The 20,747-nt window shown below is 62.4% G+C and carries 19 protein-coding genes; 13 read left to right on the top strand and 6 right to left on the bottom strand.

Annotated elements, in window-relative coordinates:
- The first annotated feature begins 16 nt into the window (after nucleotides 1-16).
- The 4 genes from ACTJKL_RS19320 to ACTJKL_RS19335 all read left to right on the top strand — a co-directional run bounded on the left by ACTJKL_RS19320 (nucleotide 17) and on the right by ACTJKL_RS19335 (nucleotide 4,544).
- A complete protein-coding gene (locus ACTJKL_RS19320; RefSeq protein WP_440853568.1) occupies nucleotides 17-2,209 on the top strand; it encodes a hydantoinase B/oxoprolinase family protein in 2,193 nt (730 codons plus the stop codon).
- Nucleotides 2,210-2,212: 3 nt separating this feature from the next.
- Entirely contained in the window at nucleotides 2,213-2,710 is a 498-nt protein-coding gene (locus tag ACTJKL_RS19325; protein WP_324764154.1) for an acetone carboxylase subunit gamma, read from the top strand.
- Nucleotides 2,707-3,537, top strand: a complete 831-nt coding sequence (locus ACTJKL_RS19330) for an SDR family NAD(P)-dependent oxidoreductase (RefSeq protein WP_440853569.1) — start codon at nucleotides 2,707-2,709, stop codon at nucleotides 3,535-3,537. Before ACTJKL_RS19325 ends, ACTJKL_RS19330 begins: the two co-directional genes overlap by 4 nt.
- A gap of 68 nt (nucleotides 3,538-3,605) precedes the next feature.
- Nucleotides 3,606-4,544, top strand: coding sequence for a choline ABC transporter substrate-binding protein (locus ACTJKL_RS19335; protein ID WP_379940263.1), 939 nt, complete (start codon nucleotides 3,606-3,608; stop codon nucleotides 4,542-4,544).
- Nucleotides 4,545-4,711: 167 nt separating this feature from the next.
- On the opposite strand, the gene ACTJKL_RS19340 is transcribed toward ACTJKL_RS19335, so the two are convergent.
- Entirely contained in the window at nucleotides 4,712-5,185 is a 474-nt protein-coding gene (locus ACTJKL_RS19340) for a DUF2269 family protein (protein WP_102762638.1), read from the bottom strand.
- Complete coding sequence (locus ACTJKL_RS19345) at nucleotides 5,185-6,474, bottom strand: SDR family oxidoreductase (protein ID WP_440853570.1); 1,290 nt, start codon at nucleotides 6,472-6,474, stop codon at nucleotides 5,185-5,187. Before ACTJKL_RS19345 ends, ACTJKL_RS19340 begins: the two co-directional genes overlap by 1 nt.
- A gap of 367 nt (nucleotides 6,475-6,841) precedes the next feature.
- On the opposite strand from ACTJKL_RS19345, the gene ugpB reads away from it, so the two are divergent.
- The 5 genes from ugpB to ACTJKL_RS19370 all read left to right on the top strand — a co-directional run bounded on the left by ugpB (nucleotide 6,842) and on the right by ACTJKL_RS19370 (nucleotide 11,787).
- Nucleotides 6,842-8,134: a sn-glycerol-3-phosphate ABC transporter substrate-binding protein UgpB gene (gene ugpB / locus ACTJKL_RS19350; protein WP_018098460.1), complete on the top strand. Its 1,293-nt coding sequence runs from the start codon at nucleotides 6,842-6,844 to the stop codon at nucleotides 8,132-8,134.
- 116 nt (nucleotides 8,135-8,250) lie between these two features.
- On the top strand, nucleotides 8,251-9,132 hold the full coding sequence (gene ugpA, locus ACTJKL_RS19355) for a sn-glycerol-3-phosphate ABC transporter permease UgpA (RefSeq protein WP_018098461.1): 882 nt from the start codon (nucleotides 8,251-8,253) through the stop codon (nucleotides 9,130-9,132).
- Nucleotides 9,133-9,140: 8 nt separating this feature from the next.
- On the top strand, nucleotides 9,141-9,989 hold the full coding sequence (gene ugpE / locus ACTJKL_RS19360) for a sn-glycerol-3-phosphate ABC transporter permease UgpE (protein ID WP_018098462.1): 849 nt from the start codon (nucleotides 9,141-9,143) through the stop codon (nucleotides 9,987-9,989).
- Nucleotides 9,989-11,038 (top strand): sn-glycerol-3-phosphate import ATP-binding protein UgpC, encoded by a 1,050-nt coding sequence (locus ACTJKL_RS19365; RefSeq protein WP_440853571.1) that lies wholly within the window; start codon nucleotides 9,989-9,991, stop codon nucleotides 11,036-11,038. The genes ugpE and ACTJKL_RS19365 overlap by 1 nt, the downstream gene beginning before the upstream one ends.
- 122 nt (nucleotides 11,039-11,160) lie before the next feature.
- Nucleotides 11,161-11,787 (top strand): glutathione S-transferase family protein, encoded by a 627-nt coding sequence (locus ACTJKL_RS19370; RefSeq protein WP_440853572.1) that lies wholly within the window; start codon nucleotides 11,161-11,163, stop codon nucleotides 11,785-11,787.
- A gap of 109 nt (nucleotides 11,788-11,896) precedes the next feature.
- Here ACTJKL_RS19370 and ACTJKL_RS19375 read toward each other — a convergent pair whose 3' ends face one another.
- The 4 genes from ACTJKL_RS19375 to ACTJKL_RS19390 form a co-directional block, all read right to left on the bottom strand.
- Nucleotides 11,897-12,970: an alcohol dehydrogenase family protein gene (locus ACTJKL_RS19375; RefSeq protein ID WP_102762644.1), complete on the bottom strand. Its 1,074-nt coding sequence runs from the start codon at nucleotides 12,968-12,970 to the stop codon at nucleotides 11,897-11,899.
- Between the two features lie 11 nt (nucleotides 12,971-12,981).
- A complete protein-coding gene (locus ACTJKL_RS19380) occupies nucleotides 12,982-14,358 on the bottom strand; it encodes an aspartate aminotransferase family protein (RefSeq protein ID WP_379940185.1) in 1,377 nt (458 codons plus the stop codon).
- A 120-nt stretch (nucleotides 14,359-14,478) separates the two neighbouring features.
- Nucleotides 14,479-15,975 carry an NAD-dependent succinate-semialdehyde dehydrogenase gene (locus tag ACTJKL_RS19385; RefSeq protein ID WP_440853573.1) on the bottom strand — a complete coding sequence of 499 codons (1,497 nt, stop codon included), beginning with the start codon at nucleotides 15,973-15,975 and terminating at the stop codon, nucleotides 14,479-14,481.
- 157 nt (nucleotides 15,976-16,132) lie between these two features.
- Nucleotides 16,133-16,627, bottom strand: coding sequence for an Lrp/AsnC family transcriptional regulator (locus ACTJKL_RS19390; RefSeq protein WP_100672351.1), 495 nt, complete (start codon nucleotides 16,625-16,627; stop codon nucleotides 16,133-16,135).
- A 104-nt stretch (nucleotides 16,628-16,731) separates the two neighbouring features.
- On the opposite strand from ACTJKL_RS19390, the gene ehuR reads away from it, so the two are divergent.
- The 4 genes from ehuR to ehuC all read left to right on the top strand — a co-directional run bounded on the left by ehuR (nucleotide 16,732) and on the right by ehuC (nucleotide 20,746).
- A complete protein-coding gene (ehuR, locus tag ACTJKL_RS19395) occupies nucleotides 16,732-18,117 on the top strand; it encodes a MocR-like ectoine utilization transcription factor EhuR (RefSeq protein WP_379940181.1) in 1,386 nt (461 codons plus the stop codon).
- 170 nt (nucleotides 18,118-18,287) lie between these two features.
- Nucleotides 18,288-19,073 carry an ectoine/hydroxyectoine ABC transporter ATP-binding protein EhuA gene (gene ehuA, locus ACTJKL_RS19400; protein WP_018098470.1) on the top strand — a complete coding sequence of 262 codons (786 nt, stop codon included), beginning with the start codon at nucleotides 18,288-18,290 and terminating at the stop codon, nucleotides 19,071-19,073.
- Between the two features lie 58 nt (nucleotides 19,074-19,131).
- The gene (gene ehuB / locus ACTJKL_RS19405; RefSeq protein ID WP_324764145.1) at nucleotides 19,132-19,983 is read left to right on the top strand and encodes an ectoine/hydroxyectoine ABC transporter substrate-binding protein EhuB; all 852 of its coding nucleotides are present in this window, start codon (nucleotides 19,132-19,134) and stop codon (nucleotides 19,981-19,983) included.
- Between the two features lie 103 nt (nucleotides 19,984-20,086).
- Nucleotides 20,087-20,746: an ectoine/hydroxyectoine ABC transporter permease subunit EhuC gene (ehuC, locus tag ACTJKL_RS19410; RefSeq protein WP_003525889.1), complete on the top strand. Its 660-nt coding sequence runs from the start codon at nucleotides 20,087-20,089 to the stop codon at nucleotides 20,744-20,746.
- Nucleotide 20,747: the final 1 nt, after the last annotated feature.

The raw sequence follows: 20,747 nt of genomic DNA on the forward strand, positions 1-20,747 counted from the left end.
CTGAAGGATGACAGACATGCTGGACAAAACGGCAAATCCCCTGCAGCGGCGGCTGCTCGAATCCGAACGGCTGATGGAGGAGACCGGCTGCTATGACGGCATCACCGAACTTCGGCTGCGCAGGCAGGATCCGCTGAAATTCGAGACCCTGCACACGAAGCTGCGCGCCTATTGCGTCTCGGCCAGGGAAATGGCCCGTCGCATCTCCGCCTCGCCGGGAGTGCGGGAAGTCGGCGAAATGGTGGTGGCGATCTACACGCCGGAGGGCGACGCGATCGCGCTTTCGAACGGCATCATGGTGCATGTGCACACGATGAGCCGCTTCATCAAGTGGATGATCAGAAACGGCTACGAGCAGAATCCATGCATCCGCGACGGCGACATCTTCGCCAATAACGACGCCTTCATCGGGACGGTGCAGGTGCCCGACGTCATGGACGTGGTGCCGATCTTCCACGAGGGCACGCTGGTCGGCTGGGCGGGCGCCGTCTGCCATGAACTCGAGGCGGGTGGCATCACGCCCGGCGGCGATGTGTGTCTTGCGCAGGAACGCTTCACCGAGGGGCTTTTCGTCTGTGCCGAAAAGATCGGCGAGAATGACGAGATCCGCCGGGATTACGTAATCCGTTGCGAGCGCAATCTGCGCATGCCTATCTACTGGGTGCTGGACGAAAAAGCTAAGGTGGCCGCCTGCATCGACATGCGCGAGAGCGTAAAGCAGCTCATCGACGAGCTCGGCCTCGAATATTGGCAGCGGCTTTCCAAGGAATTCATCGAAGAGGGCAGAAGAGCACAGCTTGCCCGCACACGGCAGTTGACCGTGCCCGGCATCTATCGCGGCCACACCTTCTACGGTCACGTGACCGAGGGCAAGCCGGGTTTTCAGCCGCTCGCCGACCCGAACTGGCTCTACAATATCCCGATCGAGATGGAGATCACCAGCGAGGGCAAGATCAGGCTCGACTTCGACGGCACGCAGCCCTGGGGCTATCACTCGATGAACTGCACCCCGGCCGGCATGGACGGCGGCATGTTCGTGACACTCACCCAGCACATGAACTTCGAGGGGCTCGTCAATGACGGCGCCTGGATGGCGACCGAGATCAATATTCCCCACGGCACCTGGACCAACCCGGACAACGAGATGGCGGCGACAGCCACCTCCTGGGCCTTGCTGCTCCCGGCTTACGGCGTGTTCCAGCGGCTGCTCTCACGCGGTTTCATCGCCCGGGGCTTTGTCGAGGAAGCTTTTGTCGGTCAGGTGAATTCCCCGATGATCGAGATGGGAGGCACCAGCCAATACGGCACGGGCTTCGGCATGGCCCATTTCGAATGCGCAGCCGCGGGCTCCGGAGCGCTGGCGATCAAAGACGGGCTCGACACCGCCTATGTCGGCTGGAACCCCGAATCCGACATGGGCAATATCGAGATCTGGGAACAGAACATGCCGATGGTCTATATCGGCCGCTCGATCGTGCCGAATTCCGGCGGTGCTGGAAAGTACCGCGGCGGCTGCGCCTTCATCTCGACCTGGCTCATCAACAAGACCGATCACCTGCGCCTCGTGACGTCGGAGCATTCCTCGCGCGTGTTCGACAATGGCGGCCTGTGCGGCGGCTATCCGGCACCGACCTGCGAGAAACATCACGCGATCAGGAACTCCGATATTTACGAGCGCGCCGAACGCCGGGAGCCGCTCGCGCATGCGCCGGGCACCGACCCGCTGGTCTCGGATTTCGAGCGCACCTACAAAGGCGAGCAGGTCTGGGAGGAGGGTCCCTACATCACCCGGCCCCACAAGGCCGGCGACATTTTCAGCCATGCCTATAATGGCGGCGGCGGCTTCGGCGACGTGTTGGAACGCGACCCGATCAAGACGGCATGGGACGTGGAAAACGGCTTCCTGACGCGCGAAGCCGCCGAGAAGGTATTCGGCATCATCCTCAAGGAGGATGCCGAAGGTTATCCGCAGGCTGACATCGACGCGACCGTCGCCCGCCGCGCGGAACTGCGCAAGAAGCGGCTGAAGCAAGCCATTCCGGTATCGGAATGGATCGCCAGGGAGCAACGGCGAGTGGAGGCTTCGGACTTCGCGCCGGAAGTCGCCAAAATGTACCGGAGCGCGATGAAGCTCTCGCCGCGCTTTTCCAGAGATTTCAAGGAATTCTGGGGCCTTGCCTCCGATTTCGTTATCGCCGGGGAGAATTGAGCCATGACCGAATATTCGAAGGAAGTCATCAATGACCTCGTCAACGGCACGCTCCCCTGGGCGCAGACGCGGCGGATCATGAGCGGCTATAAGGACGACGACCGCTTCTTCAAATATCTGGCCGTGCTGCAGGACCGCGTTGTCTGGAGCGACCCGATCCTGCTCCCGGTCGGCGACCGGCTCTTCATCTGCGACAGCGCCGAGGGCCGGGTCACCCGCTGCGAATGCGGCCACTCCTTCGGGGACTATCGCGGGAACTGGAAGCTGAACGCGGTGATCAACGTGCGCGACACCGAGGAGAGCTTGCGGGAAATCTACCCGAACAGCGATATCCCGGATCCGAAATGGATGGAGATCCGCGAGTTCTTCTGCCCCGAATGTGCGCATCTGCACGAAGTCGAAGCGGCGGCCCCCGGCTATCCGATCGTCCATGATTTCGAGCCGGACTTGGAAGGCTTCTATCGCGACTGGCTCGGCAAGCCTTTGAAGGATCTGTCATGACGGGCAGGCTCAAAGGCCGCAGCGCGGTCATCACCGGCGGATTGACGGGGCAGGGGCTGGCCATTGCGGAGGCGCTCGCTGCCGAGGGCGCCAACGTCGCCGTCGGCTCCTTCGTCCGCGAGGCGGCCGAGCGGCAGAGCGATGCCGCGGCCTATCCCGATCCGCAGGAGATCGTCGAGGTCCGGAAGAGGCTTGCCGTTGGCGGCACGGCTGTTTACGCCGGCCATCTGGACGTTCGCGACAGCGAGGCGATCGAGCTATTCGTGTCGGCGGCGGAAGCCACATGCGGCCCGGCCGACATTCTCGTCAATGCCGCGGGGACGACCGCCGAGCAGCCGGTGTCGGGCCATTCCGACGAATTATGGTTGAAGATCATCGACACCAATCTGAACGGCGCATTCCGAATGACGCGCCGGCTGCTGCCCGGGATGATCGGGCGCAAATGGGGCCGCATCATCAATATAGGCTCGACGGCTGCCACGGTCGGCTGGAAGGACAACCCGGCCTATTGCGCCTCGAAGGCGGGGCTCCTCGGCCTCACCCGCTGCGTAGCCCTCGAAGGGGCGCCGCATGGCGTGACCTGCGTGATGATCAGCCCGACCTGGGTTGAAACGGAACTGATGCGCCGCAACGTTCAGCAGGTCGTCGAAAGGGAGGGCAGAAGGCGGACGATGGAGGAGGCGATGTCGGATATCGCCGCCCAGAACCCGCAGAACCGCATCATTCAGCCCGACGAGATAGCGGCCCTGGCCGCCTTCCTCTGCGGCGAGGGCGCCAGGGGCATCACCATGGAGAACATACAGATCACGGGCGGCGCACTTTGGTGAGCCGCCTTTCTGGTCTTTTGACGTGAGTTTCGCAGTGCATACAGAACCTAAGAAGAGGGAACATGACAATGCTGAAACAGATCACTGCAATGACCGCCGGGCTGCTCATGACGATCGGCGTCGCCGCTGCTGCTGACCCGGAGAGCTGCAAGACAGTCCGTTTCTCCGATGTCGGCTGGACCGACATCACGTCGACGACGGCTGTCGCCTCGACCATTCTCGAAGCGCTCGGCTACGCGCCGCAGAGCAAGCTCCTATCTATCCCCGTCACCTATGCGAGCATGAAGAACAAGGACATCGACGTCTATCTCGGGGATTGGCAGCCGAGCATGGAAGCCGACCGCAAGCCGTTCCTTGAGGACAAGTCGATCGAAGTGATCGGTCCGAACCTCACCGGCGCGAAATATACGTTCGCCGTACCGAAATACGTCGCCGATGCAGGCGTCAAGGACATTTCCGACCTCCAGAAGTTCTCCGACAGATTCGGCCGCAAGATCTACGGGATCGAGCCCGGCAACAACGGCAACCGCATGATCCTCGACATGATCGAAAAGGGCGACTTCGGGCTGACCGGCTGGGAGCTCGTGGAGTCATCCGAGCAGGGCATGCTCGCCGAGGTCGAAAGAGCGACAAAGGACGACCAGTGGATCGTCTTTCTCGGATGGGCTCCGCATCCGATGAACTCGCGCTACCAGATCGATTACCTTTCGGGCGCGGACGCCTATTTCGGGCCGAACTACGGCGGTGCCGATATCTATACCAACATCCGGGCGGGTTATGCGCAGGAATGCCCGAATGTCGCGAAATTCGTGACGAACCTGCGCTTCACCCTGGAGATGGAAAACGAGATCATGAACGGGATATTGAACGACGGCAAAGACCCGAAGGAAGCCGCTGCCGATTGGCTGAAGGCTCATCCCGAGGCAGTCGCTCCGTGGCTTGAAGGGGTGACGACGTTTAACGGAGCACCGGCAAAGGAAGCGGTTGAAAGCGCGTTGAAAAGCTAGGCTCCAGTGAGGAACTCACGACCTGTTCGTCGCGGGCGGTGCGTCCGGACCAGGCGACAGGAGGGGACCCGATCACTTTGCCGGCGGCCACGGTCGAAAACACATTTTCCAATCGGCGGGAGAACCGCGAGTGCTCCGGTTCAGATCTGGTCAACCCGCCCTCGACACTACCAGTCGAGTATCGGCCGCGTGATCATGAGCCAGAAGATTGCGACGACGGCGCCGAAGGCCGGGAAGCCGAAGGCGAACCATAGACGGAAAAGTTGATGATAGCGCTTCGGCAGCGGCTCGCCGGACTTGCGTGCCGTTTCGGCGAGCCGGCGCATTTCCATCTGCATCCACACCACCGGCAGCCAGAATGCACCTGTGATCACGTAGAGGAGAAGCGAGAGCAGGATCCATCCTTCCGTGAGCGAATAGCCGACGTTCCAGGCAAGGGCGATCCCCGTGACGGGCTGCAACACCACGGCGGTGGCGGTGAAAAGAAAATCGGCGACGACGACCATGCGGGCCACGGCCGCGACCGTTTCCGTGCGGCCGGTCCGATGCGCCAGAAGCATGAAGAACGCGATCCCGGCGCCTGTGCCGAGGAGGACGGAGGCGCCGATGATGTGCAGGAACTTGAGAACGAAGTACAGCATCAACGCTCCTCCAGGATTGCGAGGGCAGCGAGATGCAGTACCAGGATGGGCCAGATCTTCAGAAGCGGTCCAAGCGGCTCGTTCCACAATTCCGGGAGCAGGACCGTTCCGGCGATGGCGTAGAAAAGCGACAGACCGACCGCGCCATAAAGGCCGATGCGGCTGGTGCGGCGAAACGCAATTGCCATGCCGATCAGGATATCGGCGAGGGCTCCGGCGATGACGCTCGGCTCGGCAAGAACGCCGGCGCCTCCCCGTTCCATCAGATCAACGCCGATCTCATACCCCGATGTGAGCGAGATGACGCCCGTCGTGATCCAGAAGAGCGGGAGGACGACGAAGATGACGGGCTTGAGCAGATAGAGCTTGGCGAACCAGCGCTCCTGGACGGAGACCGGCGTTCTCGCCAGTGCGTCTGCGAGCGCCACCGGTTCTATCCCGGTCGTCTCGGCCCACACCCGGACGTCGCCGACGGCGCCGCGCACGATCTCCTTCTGCGCGGTGCTGCGGGTCGGCGGTCGCCAGCCCAGTGCCCCGGCGATATCGCTGAGCTTGTAGGTGAGGTTCGCGAGCGGCGTTGGCATGTTCACGACGCGTGCAGCGGGCCATCCGAACCAGCGCCTGTAGGCGCCTACCACGTCTTTGAACGACAGGGCCTCGGGTCCCGCGACCTCGAGGATAAGCCGCGAAGGAGCATTCCGGTCGACGAATATCTCGACCGTGCGCACTACGTCATCGAGGCGCACGACCTGAAGCAAGCCGGTATTCGGCATGACCGGCAGCCAGGGCAGAGCGGCGAGGCCCCTGAAAAGAGCGCTGGCGCCGTAGGCTCCAGGGCCGAGCACGACGGAGGGGCGCAGGATGATCCAGTCGAGATCGCATGCCATCAGCGCTTCGTCGCCCTGAAGCTTGGTGCGCGAAAAGGGCGACGGCTGGGCCCTGTCGACCCCCATTGCCGAAAAGTGGATGACGCGGCGCACCCCCGCCTGCTCGCAGGCTTTGAAGAGGGAGGCGGGACCGCGGGCATGGACTGCCGCCGTATCCTCTCCCGGACCGTCCTGGAGCGTTCCCGCGCAGTTTACCACGGCGTCGATACCTGAGAGATGCGGCAGCCAGTCTTCAGGGCCGACGGACCGAAGGTCGAGTTCAAGAGCCCTGCCGGCCGTGTGGGGGCTTGGTGCCGAGCCGGGCCGGACCACGCGGACGATCTCGCTTCCGCGGCCATGGAGCCCCGCGCACACGGCGGAGCCGATCAGGCCGGAGGCGCCGACCACAAGCACTCTCGTCATTCGTCCTCACAATCTTCCCGGGCGAGCCGCTATTCGCACTCGGCTATGTCCGACGCCAAACAATTGCGGCAAGGAAGATGTTCCTTTTGACTTGACCTGCGCTTTTTATGCGGCACTCTCCCGGTGGAAGAGTCTTAAGACCCTCTCCGCGAGGGCTCTCGACAATGGCCAGCTCTACTCTATTTGGATCGAGGCGGTGCTGGATGCGAAAAGGTGGCTGTAGCACTTTGATTTACTGCATGTTTTTGTCTTGGAATCATCGGGATTCAAGGGAAGACGCAGTGGAGAGGAAGACGAGTGGTTCGCTTGACATCGGGAGTGTCTGCGAGCGTCTCGGGTGTGGTTGAGTACAAGGGAGGAGAATATTATGCGGTTGATTTCCATTTCCACGACCATTGCCTTCGGTTTCGCTTTTCAGGCGCAGGCCGCCACGGAACTGCAGTGGTGGCACGCAATGACGGGTGCGAACAACGAAATGATCGAGGAACTCACCAAGGAGTTCAACGAGAGCCAGAGCACCTACAAGGTGGTGCCTGTGTTCAAGGGCACCTATCCCGAGACGCTGAATGCCGGGATCGCGGCTTTCCGGTCGAAGCAGCCACCGGCGATCATTCAGGTGTTCGATGCCGGCAGCGGCACGATGATGGCCGCCGAGGGCGCGATCGTGCCGGCAGCGGAGATACTCCAGAAGGGCGGCTTCACCTTCGACAAGTCGCAATATCTGCCCGGGATCGTCGCCTATTATTCGAAACCGGACGGAACGATGCTGTCCTTTCCGTACAACTCCTCCTCGCCAATCCTTTATTACAACAAGGACGCTTTTCAGAAGGCGGGCCTGAACGTCGACAACCCGCCGAAGACCTGGCCGGAAGTCTTCGAAGCGGCGAAGAAGATCAAGACGAGCGGTGCGGCGCCTTGCGGAATGACGTCGACCTGGTTGACGTGGATCCAGACGGAGAACTTCGCGGCCTGGAACAACGTGCCCTACGGAACCAATGAAAACGGCCTCGGCGGCACCGACGTGAAGCTGCAGATCAATGCGCCGCTTTACGTGGAGCATTTCCAGGCCATTGCGGATCTCGCCAAGGAGGGCGCCTTCCGCTATGGCGGGCGCACCTCGGAGGCAAAGCAACTCTTCACCTCAGGTGAATGTGCCATCCTGACCGAGTCTTCGGGCGGTCTCGGCGACATCGCCAAGAGCGGCGTGAACTACGGTATCGGTCAACTCCCCTATTACGAGGGTCACGGTCCGCAGAACACGATCCCCGGCGGAGCGAGCCTCTGGGTATTCGCCGGCAAGTCCGACGAGGAATACAAGGGCGTAGCGGAGTTCTTCAACTTCCTTTCTCAGACCGAGATTCAGGCCAAGCTGCACCAGGTCTCGGGCTATATGCCGGTCACGATGGCCGCCTACGAGGAAACGAAGAAGTCGGGCTTCTACGAGAAGAACCCCGGGCGCGAAACGCCGCTCCTGCAGATGATGGGCAAGGCGCCGACCGAAAACTCGAAGGGCGTCCGGCTGGTCAACCTGCCCCAGGTTCGGGACATCCTCAATGAGGAGTTCGAAGCGATGCTGTCCGGGCAACAGGATGCCAAGACGGCCCTCGACAAGGCGGTCGAGCGCGGCGACGCCGCAATCGCAGCAGCAATCAGCAATTGATCGAAGCAGGTGCCCGGCGCCGTCGTTCGACGGCGTCGTGCTTTCTGCGGTCATGCCACCCTGACGTGATCTCGGGCCGATCCGGCCCCAGATCATCGTGATCCAGGAGATTGCTCGTGCAGCGTGTCGTCTTTCCGAACAAAATCCTCCCTTATCTGCTCGTCGCTCCGCAGATCGTGTTGACGATCGTCTTCTTCTTCTGGCCGGCAAGCCAGGCGCTCTACCAATCGGTGATCCGTGAAGACCCGTTCGGCCTCAAAAGCGGCTTCGTCGGATTTGCAAACTTCAGCGCCGTGCTTTCGGAGGCGAATTATCTCAACTCGCTGAAGGTCACGGTGATCTTCAGCATTCTCACCGCGCTGCTGGCGATGGGCGTCGCCCTGCTTCTCGCCACGGCCGCCGACCGTGTCGTGCGCGGCAAGACCTTCTATCGCACCCTGCTGATCTGGCCCTATGCCGTGGCACCGGCCGTCGCGGGCATGCTGTGGCTCTTCATGTTCAATCCGGCGATGGGCACCTTCGCCTACATGTTGAGGCGCAACGGCATTCATTGGGATCCGTTGCTGAACGGCAATCACGCGATGATCCTGATCGTCGTTGCCGCGGCCTGGAAACAGATCAGCTACAATTTTCTCTTCTTCGTCGCCGGGCTCCAGGCCATACCCAAGTCGCTCATCGAAGCGGCGGCGATCGACGGAGCGCGCGGCACCCGGCGTTTCTGGACGATCATCTTCCCGCTGCTGGCGCCGACGACCTTTTTCCTGCTGGTGGTCAACACCGTCTACGCCTTCTTCGATACGTTCGGCATCATCCACTCGGTGACGGGCGGCGGGCCGGCGAGGGCGACGGAAACGCTGGTCTACAAGGTCTATAACGACGGCTTCGTCAATCTGAACCTCGGCTCGTCCGCGGCCCAGTCCGTGATCCTCATGGCGATCGTCATAGGCCTTACCGCCTTTCAGTTCCGGTTCGTCGAAAGGCGTGTCCACTATGGTTGAAATCGCCAATGATTGAAAAACGCCCCATATCCAACCTGATCGGGCACCTGATGCTGATCATCGGCATCATCATTGTGGTCTTCCCGATCTATTACACCTTCGTCGCCTCGAGCATGAGCTCGGTCGAGATCATCCGGCCGCCGATGCCGCTCGTTCCCGGCACGCGGCTTGCCGAGAATTATGGCGAAGCGCTTTCCGGTGGCGTCGAGCGCGTGGTCGGCGTCAGCCTGGAACGCTTGCTGTTCAACACATTCGTGGTGGCGATCGCGATCGCCGTGGGCAAGATCGTCATCTCCTTCCTCTCGGCCTTCGCCATCGTATTCTTCCGATTCCCGCTGCGCATGGCCTTCTTCTGGATGATCTTCATCACGCTGATGCTCCCGGTGGAAGTGCGGATCCTGCCGACCTACAAGGTGATCGTCGATCTCGGACTGATCGACACCTATGCGGGGCTGACGCTTCCCCTGATGGCCTCGGCGACGGCCACCTTTCTTTTCCGGCAGTTCTTTCTCACCATACCGGGCGAGCTCGTTGAAGCGGCCCGCATCGACAATGCCGGGCCGTTCCGCTTCATGCGGGATATTCTGCTGCCGCTTTCAAAGACGAATATCGCGGCACTTTTCGTGATCCTCTTCATATACGGCTGGACGCAATATCTCTGGCCGCTGCTGGTTACGAATGACAGCCGGATGAACACGATCATCATCGCCCTGAGAAAGATGGTCGATTTCACGGATGCGTCGACCCCGTGGAACTACGTCATGGTGACCGCCATCCTCGCGATCATCCCGCCTGTCGCTGTGGTCGTCCTGATGCAGCGCTGGTTCGTCAAGGGCCTCGTCGAAACGGAGAAGTAATGGCAACGATCACTCTCAAGGATGTCCACAAGACCTATCACGGCGACATCGCCGCGATCCGCGGCGTTTCGCTTGCGATTGCCCACGGCGAGTTCATCGTGCTCGTCGGCCCTTCCGGTTGCGGAAAATCGACGCTGCTGCGGATGATCGCGGGGCTCGAGAGCATCACGTCAGGCGAGATCTTCATCGGCGACCGCGTCGTCAACGGGCTGGAGCCTTCCGAGCGCGACATTGCGATGGTCTTTCAGAACTATGCGCTCTATCCGCATATGACGGTGCGTCAGAATCTCAGCTATGGCCTGAAGAACCGCAACACGCCGAAGGAAGAAATCGAACGCCGGATAGCCAAGGCAGCGAAGTCCCTGGAGATAGAGCCCTTCCTGGATCGAAAGCCCCGTCAGCTTTCAGGCGGGCAGCGCCAGCGCGTGGCCATGGGGCGCGCCATCGTCCGGGAGCCTGCGGCCTTCCTGTTCGACGAGCCGCTCTCGAACCTCGACGCCAAACTCAGGGTCCAGATGCGTGTCGAAATCAAGCGCCTTCAACGGGCGCTAGGCACGACCAGCGTCTACGTCACCCACGATCAGCTTGAAGCGATGACACTCGCCGACCGCCTGGTGGTTTTGAATGGGGGCAGGATCGAGCAGGTCGGTACGCCGATCGAGCTGTACGAGAAGCCGGCGACGGCTTTCGTCGCAACTTTCATCGGCTCGCCGTCGATGAACCTTCTCGATGTCGATACCGGCAATGCTGCCTGGTCCGCTCCGGCGGCGCTCGTCGGGAAGCCGGGGCTTGCGACAATTGGGATCCGACCTGAGGACATTACCCTCGCCGGTGCCACGGACGCCGGCGACGGCTTCAGAGCCCGCGCGCGCGTCGGCGCCGTGGAACTCGTCGGCGCGGAAAGCTATGTGCACGGCACCCTGGCGAACGGCGAGCCGCTCGTCTTCAGGGTTGCCGGCCGTTCCCGCATAGCGATTGACGAGGAGGTCGAAGTCGCCGCGGCGCCGGAAAGCCTGCATTGGTTCGACGCCGCCGGGCGGCGTTCATAGAGCGAAAGGGGTAAGGGCACCCCCGCTCGTCAAGTTTTTGCAATCCTTTGTCGGCACGGCCTTTCCTGCAACGTCCTTGTGGGTAGCCATGTCGACGATGGCGAAAAATCAGGAGACCCGAGATGATGAAATTATATGGATTAGGTCCGACGCGCTCGCTTCGCGCGCTTTGGGCGCTTCAGGAGCTGGATGCGGAGTTCGAGTTCGTGCGCGTCAACATACTGGCCGGCGAGAACCTTCACCCGGATTTCCTGCGCCTCAACCCGGCGGGCAAGCTTCCGGTGCTGGTCGACGGCGACTTCGTCCTCACGGAATCCGCCGCGATCGTCATGTATCTGGCGGAAAAGTATGGTGACAAAGGGCTTATGCCGGCGGACCTGAAGGAAAGGGCGCAGGCATATCGATGGTCTCTGTTCGCGGTTACCGAACTCGAACAGCCGCTATGGCGGATAGCCAAGCACACATTTCTTTATCCCGAAGACAAGCGCCTGCCTGAAGATGTCGCTCTCGCCAGAGAGGAATTCGCGGCCATGGCAGCAGTGCTTGACCGGCACATGGACGGGCGCGCGTTCATCGTCGGCGACAACATAACCGTGGCCGACTGCGTCACAGCCTATGTCCTGGACTGGGGCAACGAAAACGGGCTGATCGACAGCTTTCCAAATCTAAAAGCATATCTGGAACGGATGTATGCGCGTCCCAGGGCGCCGCAGCGCATTGCGGAGGCCGTTGCGAGCCTCCAGAACTAGAACGGGATCAGGAATGATCCAGAGCGCTGATCCCCTCTGCCCTGCCGGCCACCGGCAGGGCAGAGGCGGGCGTACTTGGTCGGCTCTGCCGCTTCGCGCCGTTGTGCCCTTAATCCGGCACGACCACGAGCTTGCCGACGAAGTTCTTCGCCATGAAGTCCGTCTGTGCCCGATGGAATTCCGATAGCGGATAGACGCCGCCGACGAGCGGCCGGATCTTTCTCTCCTCGATATAACGGACGAGCCGGCGGAAATCGGCGCGGCTTCCCTGGCTCGATCCGTGCAGCTCCAACTGCTTCAAATACATCGTCCTGAGATCGAGCTGCACGACCGGCCCGGCGATTGCGCCGGCGGTGGTGTAGCGGCCTTCCGGGCGCAGGATCTTCAGGAGGTCGTTGAAGAGGGGACCGCCGACGAGATCTGCGACCACATCGATCGGCCGGCCGCCGCTTGCCGCCTCCACCGCTTCGGCGAGGTCGCCTTGACCGCGGGTGACAACGGCCTGCGCGCCGATGTCGAGCATCGCCGCTTCCTTGCCCGGTCCGGCAACTGCTATCGGAACGGCGCCACGGGCGCGGGCGAGCTGGACGATCGCGGAGCCGACGCCACCCGAGGCGCCGGTCACGAGCACGGTTTCGCCGGCGGCAAGCCGCGCCCGTTCCAGCATTCGCTCGCCGGTGAGATAGGCGCAGCAGAAGGTGGCGAGCTCGACATCGGTCAGGTCGGTCGCGACCACATGGGCGTTTTCGGCCGGAAGTGCCATATATTCGGCATAGCCGCCATCGCGGCCATGACCCATGTAATCGATGTCGGCAAGACTGTCGTCGTCGCGGTTGTAGATCGAGAAATCGACCATGACGCGTTCGCCGATGCGCGCCCGGTCGACGCCTTCGCCGACGGCAACGATATGGCCGACCGTGTCCGTACCCTGAATGCGCGGGAAGGTCAGGGTGTTGCCGTGGCGGCGCCAGGTCGAGACGGCGGACGGATCGTCCTCTGTCCCATAGGCGCCTTCGCGCACCCAGACGTCGGTATTGTTCATGCCGCAGGCAGTGACCTTGATCAGCACCTCGCCCGCAGCCGGAGCCGGGACGGGTACGTCCCGGCTGTAGACCAGCTTCTCCAAGCCGCCGTGCCCCGTCAAAAGCACCGCGGTCATGGTCTTCGGAACAGAATGCATCATACGCATTTTCCTCAGCGGCCGAGTACGGACTGGATGGCTTCGGCTGCCGCCTTGACGACGATGTCGGCTTCGTCTCGCGTCAGGCAGAGCGGCGGCGCGAAGCCGAGAATGTCGCCCTGCGGCATGGCGCGGCCGATGACGCCGCGTTCGAGGAGCGCTGCCGCGACCTGCGGTCCGACCTTGCGGCCCGGATCGAAGAAGGCGCGATCATCGCGGTCCTCGACGAACTCGATCGCCGCCATCAGGCCGTCGCCGCGCACTTCGCCGACATGGCGATGATCGCCCACGGCCTTTTCCAGTTCGGTCCGGAAATAGGCACCCGTTGAACCGGCATTCTCGACGATGCCGAGTTCGTCGATCAGTTCCAGGTTCGCGATGCCGGCGGCAGCGCAGATCGGATGGGCCGAATAGGTCCAGCCATGCCCGATGGCTCCGAGCTCGTCCGAGCCCTTCACCAGCACCTGCCAGAGCTTGTCGGAGACGATCGTGCCGGAAAGCGGCGCATAGGCGGAGGTCAGCCCCTTGGCGATGGTGATCAGGTCAGGCCTGATGCCGTAATGGTCGGAACCGAACATGGTGCCGAGACGGCCGAAGCCGGTGACCACCTCGTCGGCGACAAGCAGGATATCGTATTTCTGAAGGACGGCCTGGATCTTCTCCCAATAGCCCTTCGGCGGCGGCACGATGCCACCGGTGCCGAGGATCGGCTCGCCGATGAAGGCGGCAACGGTGTCGGGACCTTCGGCGAGGATCATCTCTTCCAGCTTGTCAGCGCAATACTGCGAGAATTGCTCTTCGCCCATCGAGCGATCGGGACGGCGGAAGTAGTAGGGCGCTTCTGTGTGCAGGATCGGCGCCCGCGGCAGGTCGAAGGCGTTGTGGAAGAGATGAAGGCCGGTGAGTGAACCGGTCATCACGCCCGAACCGTGATAGCCGCGCCAACGCGAAATGATCTTCTTCTTCTCCGGGCGGCCGAGAATGTTGTTGTAGTACCAGATCAGCTTGATGTTGGTCTCGTTGGCGTCAGAGCCCGAAAGTCCGAAATAGACGCGGCTCATGCCTTCCGGCGCCCGGTCGATGATCATCTTGGAAAGCCGGATCGACGCTTCGGTGCCGTGGCCCACATAGGAATGGTAGTAGGCGAGGTTCTTAGCCTGTTCGGCAATCGCGTCGGCGATCTTCTGGCGGCCGTAGCCGACATTGACGCAATAGAGGCCGGCAAAGGCATCGAGGCTGCGCTTGCCGGATATATCGGTGATGTAGACGCCTTCGCCGCCGCCGATCACGCGGGTCGGGGTTTCGCCGCGCGCATGCATCCCCATATGGGTCGAGGGATGGAAGAAGTGGTCGCGGTCCCAGGCGGTGAGTTCGTTGCTTCTTTCGAGCATGGTCTTTCCTTTCATGAAATCCGGAGCATTTCGGCCGAACCGCGAAAACGCCCTTTCCTGTTGTTTTTACCCAATTCCGGACGCAAAATCGCTACGCAGTTTTGCTGGAAACAGCCCAGGTCAGGCAGCGGTGTCGATGCAGAGATATTTGAGCTCGGTGAAGGCCTCCATGCCATGGCGGGAGCCTTCCCGGCCGAGGCCCGATTGTTTCCAGCCGCCGAAGGGGATCGGGCCGCCGGTGATCTTCACCCGATTGATTGCCACCATACCGTATTCGAGGGCGCGGGCGAGCCGCATCTGGCGGGCGCCGTTTTCGGTCACGACATAGGCGACGAGCCCGTATTCCGTGTCGTTCGCCCGCGCGACCACTTCGTCTTCGCTGTCGAAGGCGGTTACGGCCGCGACGGGGCCGAAGGTCTCATCGCGCATGATGAGCGCGTCGTCGGGCACATCCGTCAGAAGGGTGGGCTGGAAAAAGAGCGGCCCGGCGGCGTGGCGCTTGCCGCCGACGGCAAGCCTGGCGCCCAGCTTCACCGCGTCCGCGACCTGTTCCTCGACCTTGGCGACGGCGCGTTCGTGCATCAGCGGACCGATATCCGTGTTTGGCTCCATCCCGGAGCCGACTTTCAGGCCGGAAATTCGTGCGGCAAAAGCTTCCTGGAATGCCTTGAGAACGGGCCGCTCGACGTAAATCCGATTGGCGGCAAGGCAATCTTGTCCTGATGTCGCGAACTTCGCGGCGATCGCAATATCGGCGGCTTTTTCGACATTCGCGTCCGCAAAGACGATCAGGGGGGCATGCCCGCCGAGCTCCATTACCAGCCGCTTCATCGTGGGCGCACATTGGGAGGCGATCAGGCGGCCGATCTCGGTAGAGCCGGTGAAGCTCATGGCGCGTATCCGTGCGTCTTCGCACATTCGTCCGACGATCGTTGCGGCTTTGCCGGTGACGACATTGAAGACGCCTGCGGGAAGACCGGCGCGCTCGCCGAGCTCGGCCAGGGCGAGCGCCGAAAGAGGGGTTTCGGAGGAAGGATGCGCCACCACGGTGCAGCCTGCGGCAAGGGCGGCGGCCGCCTTCCGGGTGATCATCGCGGAAGGGAAGTTCCAGGGCGTGACGATGCCGACGACGCCGAGCGCTTCGCGGCGCACGATCATTTCGGCCCCGGCAAGATGGCTCGTCACGCTTTCGGCATTGAGGCGTTTGCCTTCCTCGGCATACCACTCGATGAAGGATGCCGCGTAATCGATCTCGCCGCGCGACTCGGCAAGCGGCTTGCCCTGTTCAAGGGTCATCAACAAGGCGAGGTCCTCGCGGGCTTCGAGCATCAGGTCGTGCCATTTGCGCAGGATGGCGGCGCGCGCCTGCGGCAGCATGTTGCGCCAGGACCTGAATGCCTTTTCCGCCGCGTCGATCGCCTCGGAGGTTTGGGCAGCGTCGAGCGAGGCGACGAAGGCGAGGGCGGCGCCGCTGGCCGGGTCGCTCACCTCCAGGCATGTACCGTCCCGGCCGGCAACCCAGCGGCCGCCGACATAGGCCAGCTCCCGCAGCAATTGCCGGTCGTTCAGGTTTTTCAACGCGTCGTGAAAGGCTGTGCGCGCAAAGACGGCGGTCATATCGGTTCTCCTCGACTGTTGCGGGAAGAGTGCCATGCTTGTCGAGATAGATTGTCCAATCGGCGGTGGCGGAGGAGAGAGTTTGACCAAAGCGCGGGCAATGGGGAGAGAGATTGTCTATGTGGCGTGCCGGTGGGGTGGCCACACCCGCTGCCGACTATTCCTGCCCTGCCGGCGCGTGCGGTAGCAGCGAGCCGAACGGCAGCACCGTTTCTTCCTTTACCGTCTTCGTGACGATGTAGGTGAAATAGCGGTCGATGCCGAGTTCGCGTTCGAGCAGGCCGTCGACCAGCCGCTGATAGGCATCGATGTCCGCGGTCATGACCTTGAGGATATAGTCGACCCCGCCGCCGACCGACCAGCAGGCGACGATCTCGGGGATCGCGGCGATGGCGCGCTCGAACCGGTCGAAATCGGCCTGGCGGTGATTGCCGAGCGTCACCTCCATCATGACGCTGGCGACCGGCGCCACCCGGCGCAGCGCAACGCGGGCGTGATAGCCGGTGACGATGCCGGCTTTCTCCAGCTTTCTGAGCCGCATCCAGCAGGGCGTCGGCGACAGGCCGGCCTTCTCGGCCAGCGCCAGCTTGGTGATACGCCCGTCGGCCTGGATCGCTTCGAGGATCCGCAGATCGATCGCATCGAGCTTCATAAAGAGGTCCTTCCGTCGGTGTTGGTCACGTCAAAGTCGGGAAATGACATTGGGTGCTCACTTTTACATTGTCAATTGAGCTGATTTTGATCACTGTTCAAATCATGACAAATTGGACGCCCGACACGACACTTCTGCGCCGCCCCGCCTATCTCTCTCTGGCGGACCAGTTCGCCCGCGCCATCCAGGAGGGGAGGCTCCAGAACGGCACGCGGCTGCCGACGCATCGCAAGCTCGCCGACGATCTGAAGCTCTCGGTGCAGACGGTGAGTCGCGCCTATGACGAGCTCATCCGGCGCGGCTTGATCTCCGGGGAGGTCGGACGCGGCAGTTTCGTACAGACGCGGCCGCGCGAGCCGGAGCCGCCCTATTTGCCGGAACGCCTTGGCGAATTGATCGATCTTTCGATCTTGAAGCCCGTCTGCGAGCAGTACCATCTGGAAAAGATGCGGCAGGGTTTTGCCTGGCTTGCCGAGAACCTGCCGCCGAGTTCCGCGCTTTCCTTCCGCCCGAACATGGTGTTCCCGCGTCACCGCAATGTCGCGGCCGAATGGCTCTTGCGCTGCGGGCTCGATGTTTCGCCGCTCAACATCAACCTGACGAACGGCGCCACCTCGGCCATGACCGTGGCGCTGATGAGTGTGGCACCGCCCGGTTCGACAGTCGCGACGGAGGCCGTCAGCCATCATACGCTCGTGCCGCTTTCGACCTATCTCGGCATCCACCTTCAGGGTCTCGCGATAGACGGCGACGGCATGATCCCGGATGCGCTGGACGAAGCCTGCCGCAAGGGCGTGATCCGCGCGGTCTTTCTGCAGCCCTCGGTCATCAACCCGACCGCGACCCTGATGAGCGCCGAGCGGCGGGCAGCGCTGGCGGAGGTGGCGCGCCGGCATGACATCGCCATCATAGAGAACGACATTCTCGGACCCTTGGTGGAAGAACGCCTGCTCCCGGTCGCCGCACTGGCGCCCGAGCGCACGCTCTATGTGACGAGCTTCACCAAGATCACCGTGCCGGGCCTCAGGATCGGCTATCTGGTGGCGCCTGACCGCTACGTGGCCGCCGTCGCCAACCGGCATCTGGTTTCCAACTGGATGGCGACCCCCGCGATTGCAGAGATCGCAACGCAATGGGTGAGCGACGGAACGGCGATCGAGCTGGTGAACTGGCAGCGCCGGGCGCTCGCCGCTCGCCATGCGATCGCCAAGGAAGTTCTGGCAAGCCTTGCCCATCACACCCATCCGCAGAGCCTGCATGTCTGGCTGCCACTGCCCGAGGGGCACCAGGAAGATGCCTTTGTTTCCCAGGCGCGCTTGCGCGGCGTCGCGATTGCGCCGGGCGCGTCCTTCCGAACGGCGGACAGCGGCTGGCGTCCGGCGGTCAGGATATCGCTCGGCTCGACGACCGAGCTGGAGCTGAGGTCCGGGCTCGGCATCGTCGCCTCTCTGGCGCTCGGTGAGCCCGAGGCGCTGCTCCTCGTCATTTGAGGCGAATGCTCAGCTTTTGAGCATGTTTCAAATAATTGTCATGATATTATTATTCAGATTGACATGATTTTGGAACCGGATCATCGTTAGGACATTAACGCATGGCGCCCAGAAGTATGCAGCGGGCTGGAGCGACGCCATGCGCTTCAGTCTCAAAGGGAGAGGCGTGAATGTCCCAGCCGATCATTCGCATCGACAACATCGTCAAGCGATACGGTTCCCTCACCGTGCTCGACGGCCTGTCGATGGAGGTGATGCCGGGCGAGAAGCTGGCTCTCATCGGGCCGTCCGGTTCGGGTAAGACGACCATCCTCCGCATTCTGATGACGCTCGAGACCATCAGCGACGGCTTCATCCAGGTCGACGGCGAGCATCTCTATCACATGAAGAAGGCCGGCAACCTCGTCCCTGCCGACGAGCGGCATCTTCATAAGATGCGCGAGAAGATCGGCATGGTCTTCCAGCACTTCAACCTGTTTCCTCATAAATGCGTTCTCGACAACGTTACGCTGGCGCCGATGCTGACCAAGGGCATGGCGCGCGCTGCGGCGGAAAAGCGCGCGATGGAACTGCTCGACATGGTGGGCTTGGCCGATAAGGCCAAGAGCATGCCGGCCCAGCTTTCCGGCGGGCAGAAGCAGCGTGTTGCGATCGCCCGGGCGCTGGCGCTCTCACCCAAGATCATGCTTTTCGACGAGGTCACCTCCGCGCTCGATCCCGAGCTCGTGGAGGAAGTCCTGAACGTCATGCGCAAGCTCGCGTCCGAGACGGACATGACCATGCTGCTCGTCACCCACGAGATGGGCTTTGCCCATGATTTCGCAGACCGGGTGCTTTTCTTCGACCGCGGCAAGATCGTGGAGGAGGGAAAACCCGAGGACATTTTCCGGCATCCCAAGCAGGAGCGCACACAGACTTTCCTGCGCAAGATCATAGCGGCAGGGCACCGCGTCTAAGCCTTACGGCCGACATTGCCTCAAGGAAAACATCGAGAGAACAGAGGAGTTGGGAACGATGAAACTGAGAGATATCATGGTAATGGCGGCAGGCGCCACCGCGTTGATGGCAGTTGCTGCGGCGACGCCAGCCGCCGCGGACGAGAACAAGCTCGAGGAGTTGAAAGAGCAGGGCTTCGCGCGCATCGCCATCGCCAACGAACCGCCCTTTACCGCCGTCGGAGCCGACGGCAAGGTCTCCGGTGCAGCGCCGGATGTCGCGCGCGAGATCTTCAAGCGGCTCGGCGTTGCCGACGTCGTCGCCTCCATTTCCGAATACGGCGCGATGATCCCGGGCCTGCAGGCGGGGCGCCATGACGCAATCACCGCCGGTCTCTTCATGAAGCCGGAACGCTGCGCCGCCGTCGCCTATTCGCAGCCGATCCTCTGCGACGCCGAGGCCTTCGCGCTGAAGAAAGGCAACCCGCTCGGACTTAAGAGCTACAAGGACATCGCCGACAATCCGGACGCCAAGATCGGCGCACCGGGGGGCGGTACCGAGGAGAAGCTGGCGCTCGAAGCCGGCGTGCCGCGCGACCGCGTCATCGTGGTGCCGGATGGCCAGAGCGGATTGAAGATGCTGCAGGACGGCCGCATCGACGTCTACTCGCTGCCGGTCCTTTCGATAAACGATCTCGTCTCCAAGGCGAACGACCCGAACGTCGAGGTGCTGGCCCCCGTCGAGGGTGCGCCGGTCTATTGCGACGGCGCCGCCTTCAGAAAGGGCGACGAGGCGCTCCGCGACGCCTTCGATGTCGAGCTCGCCAAGCTGAAGGAGTCGGGCGAATTCGCGAAGATCATCGAGCCCTATGGCTTCTCGGCCAAGGCTGCGATGTCGACCACCCGCGAAAAGCTCTGCGCCGCGAAATAAGCTCCGGGCTGGGGCTTCCCGCCGCCTTCCGCTCGCACAATGCGGAGGAAGGCGGTGTGGGCGGCGACGACCAAGCCGAAACTCTGACTGGAACAACGAAACGATGATCGACTGGTCCGGCTATATCGGATTGATCCTGCAGGGCGCCTGGGTGACCGTGCAACTGACCCTCATGGGTTCCGCGCTCGCCGTCGTGGTTGCCTTCGCTGCCGGCCTCGGGCGCCTCAGCCGGTTCATGGCCGTGCGCGCGCTTGCCACGACCTATATCGAATTCTTCCGCGGCACTTCCATTTTCGTGCAGCTCTTCTGGGTCTATTTCGTATTGCCGTTCGCCGGCATAACGCTGACGCCGCTGCAGGCGGGCGTCCTCGCGCTCGGCCTCAATGTCGGCGCCTATGGAGCGGAGGTCGTGCGGGGCGCGGTAAAGGCGATCGGCCGCGAGCAGCGCGAGGCCTGCATCGCGCTCAACCTCACGCGGTTCCAGGCGATGCGCCACATCGTCCTGCCCCAGGCGCTGCCCCTGATGCTGCCGACCTTCGGCAACAACGCCATCGAGCTCTTGAAGGGAACGGCGGTCGTCTCGCTGATCTCGCTCAGCGACATGACGTTTCAGGCCCAGGTGGTCCGCGCCCAGACCGGCAGCACGCTGATCCCGTTCGCGACCATCCTGCTGCTTTATTTCGTCATGGCCTGGCTGATCTCGCTCGGCATGCGGTGGCTCGAGAGGCGCGTTTCCCGCGGCCTCGACGGTGTGAGGGTCTGAC

Origin of the sequence: Sinorhizobium sp. 22678 (assembly GCF_052044265.1) — a bacterium.
Taxonomy (GTDB): domain Bacteria; phylum Pseudomonadota; class Alphaproteobacteria; order Rhizobiales; family Rhizobiaceae; genus Sinorhizobium; species Sinorhizobium meliloti_A.

What these genes read in the sequence shown, in the direction of transcription:
- ACTJKL_RS19375 (WP_102762644.1), bottom strand. Translation starts at nt 12,970, where the DNA reads ATGATGCATTCTGTTCCGAAGACCATGACCGCGGTGCTTTTGACGGGG.
- ehuR (WP_379940181.1), top strand. Translation starts at nt 16,732, where the DNA reads ATGACAAATTGGACGCCCGACACGACACTTCTGCGCCGCCCCGCCTAT.
- ACTJKL_RS19385 (WP_440853573.1), bottom strand. Translation starts at nt 15,975, where the DNA reads ATGACCGCCGTCTTTGCGCGCACAGCCTTTCACGACGCGTTGAAAAAC.
- ACTJKL_RS19320 (WP_440853568.1), top strand. Translation starts at nt 17, where the DNA reads ATGCTGGACAAAACGGCAAATCCCCTGCAGCGGCGGCTGCTCGAATCC.
- ACTJKL_RS19335 (WP_379940263.1), top strand. Translation starts at nt 3,606, where the DNA reads ATGCTGAAACAGATCACTGCAATGACCGCCGGGCTGCTCATGACGATC.
- ACTJKL_RS19340 (WP_102762638.1), bottom strand. Translation starts at nt 5,185, where the DNA reads ATGCTGTACTTCGTTCTCAAGTTCCTGCACATCATCGGCGCCTCCGTC.
- ehuA (WP_018098470.1), top strand. Translation starts at nt 18,288, where the DNA reads ATGTCCCAGCCGATCATTCGCATCGACAACATCGTCAAGCGATACGGT.
- ugpE (WP_018098462.1), top strand. Translation starts at nt 9,141, where the DNA reads ATGATTGAAAAACGCCCCATATCCAACCTGATCGGGCACCTGATGCTG.
- ACTJKL_RS19380 (WP_379940185.1), bottom strand. Translation starts at nt 14,358, where the DNA reads ATGCTCGAAAGAAGCAACGAACTCACCGCCTGGGACCGCGACCACTTC.
- ehuB (WP_324764145.1), top strand. Translation starts at nt 19,132, where the DNA reads ATGAAACTGAGAGATATCATGGTAATGGCGGCAGGCGCCACCGCGTTG.
- ugpB (WP_018098460.1), top strand. Translation starts at nt 6,842, where the DNA reads ATGCGGTTGATTTCCATTTCCACGACCATTGCCTTCGGTTTCGCTTTT.
- ACTJKL_RS19330 (WP_440853569.1), top strand. Translation starts at nt 2,707, where the DNA reads ATGACGGGCAGGCTCAAAGGCCGCAGCGCGGTCATCACCGGCGGATTG.
- ACTJKL_RS19345 (WP_440853570.1), bottom strand. Translation starts at nt 6,474, where the DNA reads ATGACGAGAGTGCTTGTGGTCGGCGCCTCCGGCCTGATCGGCTCCGCC.
- ehuC (WP_003525889.1), top strand. Translation starts at nt 20,087, where the DNA reads ATGATCGACTGGTCCGGCTATATCGGATTGATCCTGCAGGGCGCCTGG.
- ACTJKL_RS19325 (WP_324764154.1), top strand. Translation starts at nt 2,213, where the DNA reads ATGACCGAATATTCGAAGGAAGTCATCAATGACCTCGTCAACGGCACG.
- ACTJKL_RS19390 (WP_100672351.1), bottom strand. Translation starts at nt 16,627, where the DNA reads ATGAAGCTCGATGCGATCGATCTGCGGATCCTCGAAGCGATCCAGGCC.
- ACTJKL_RS19365 (WP_440853571.1), top strand. Translation starts at nt 9,989, where the DNA reads ATGGCAACGATCACTCTCAAGGATGTCCACAAGACCTATCACGGCGAC.
- ACTJKL_RS19370 (WP_440853572.1), top strand. Translation starts at nt 11,161, where the DNA reads ATGATGAAATTATATGGATTAGGTCCGACGCGCTCGCTTCGCGCGCTT.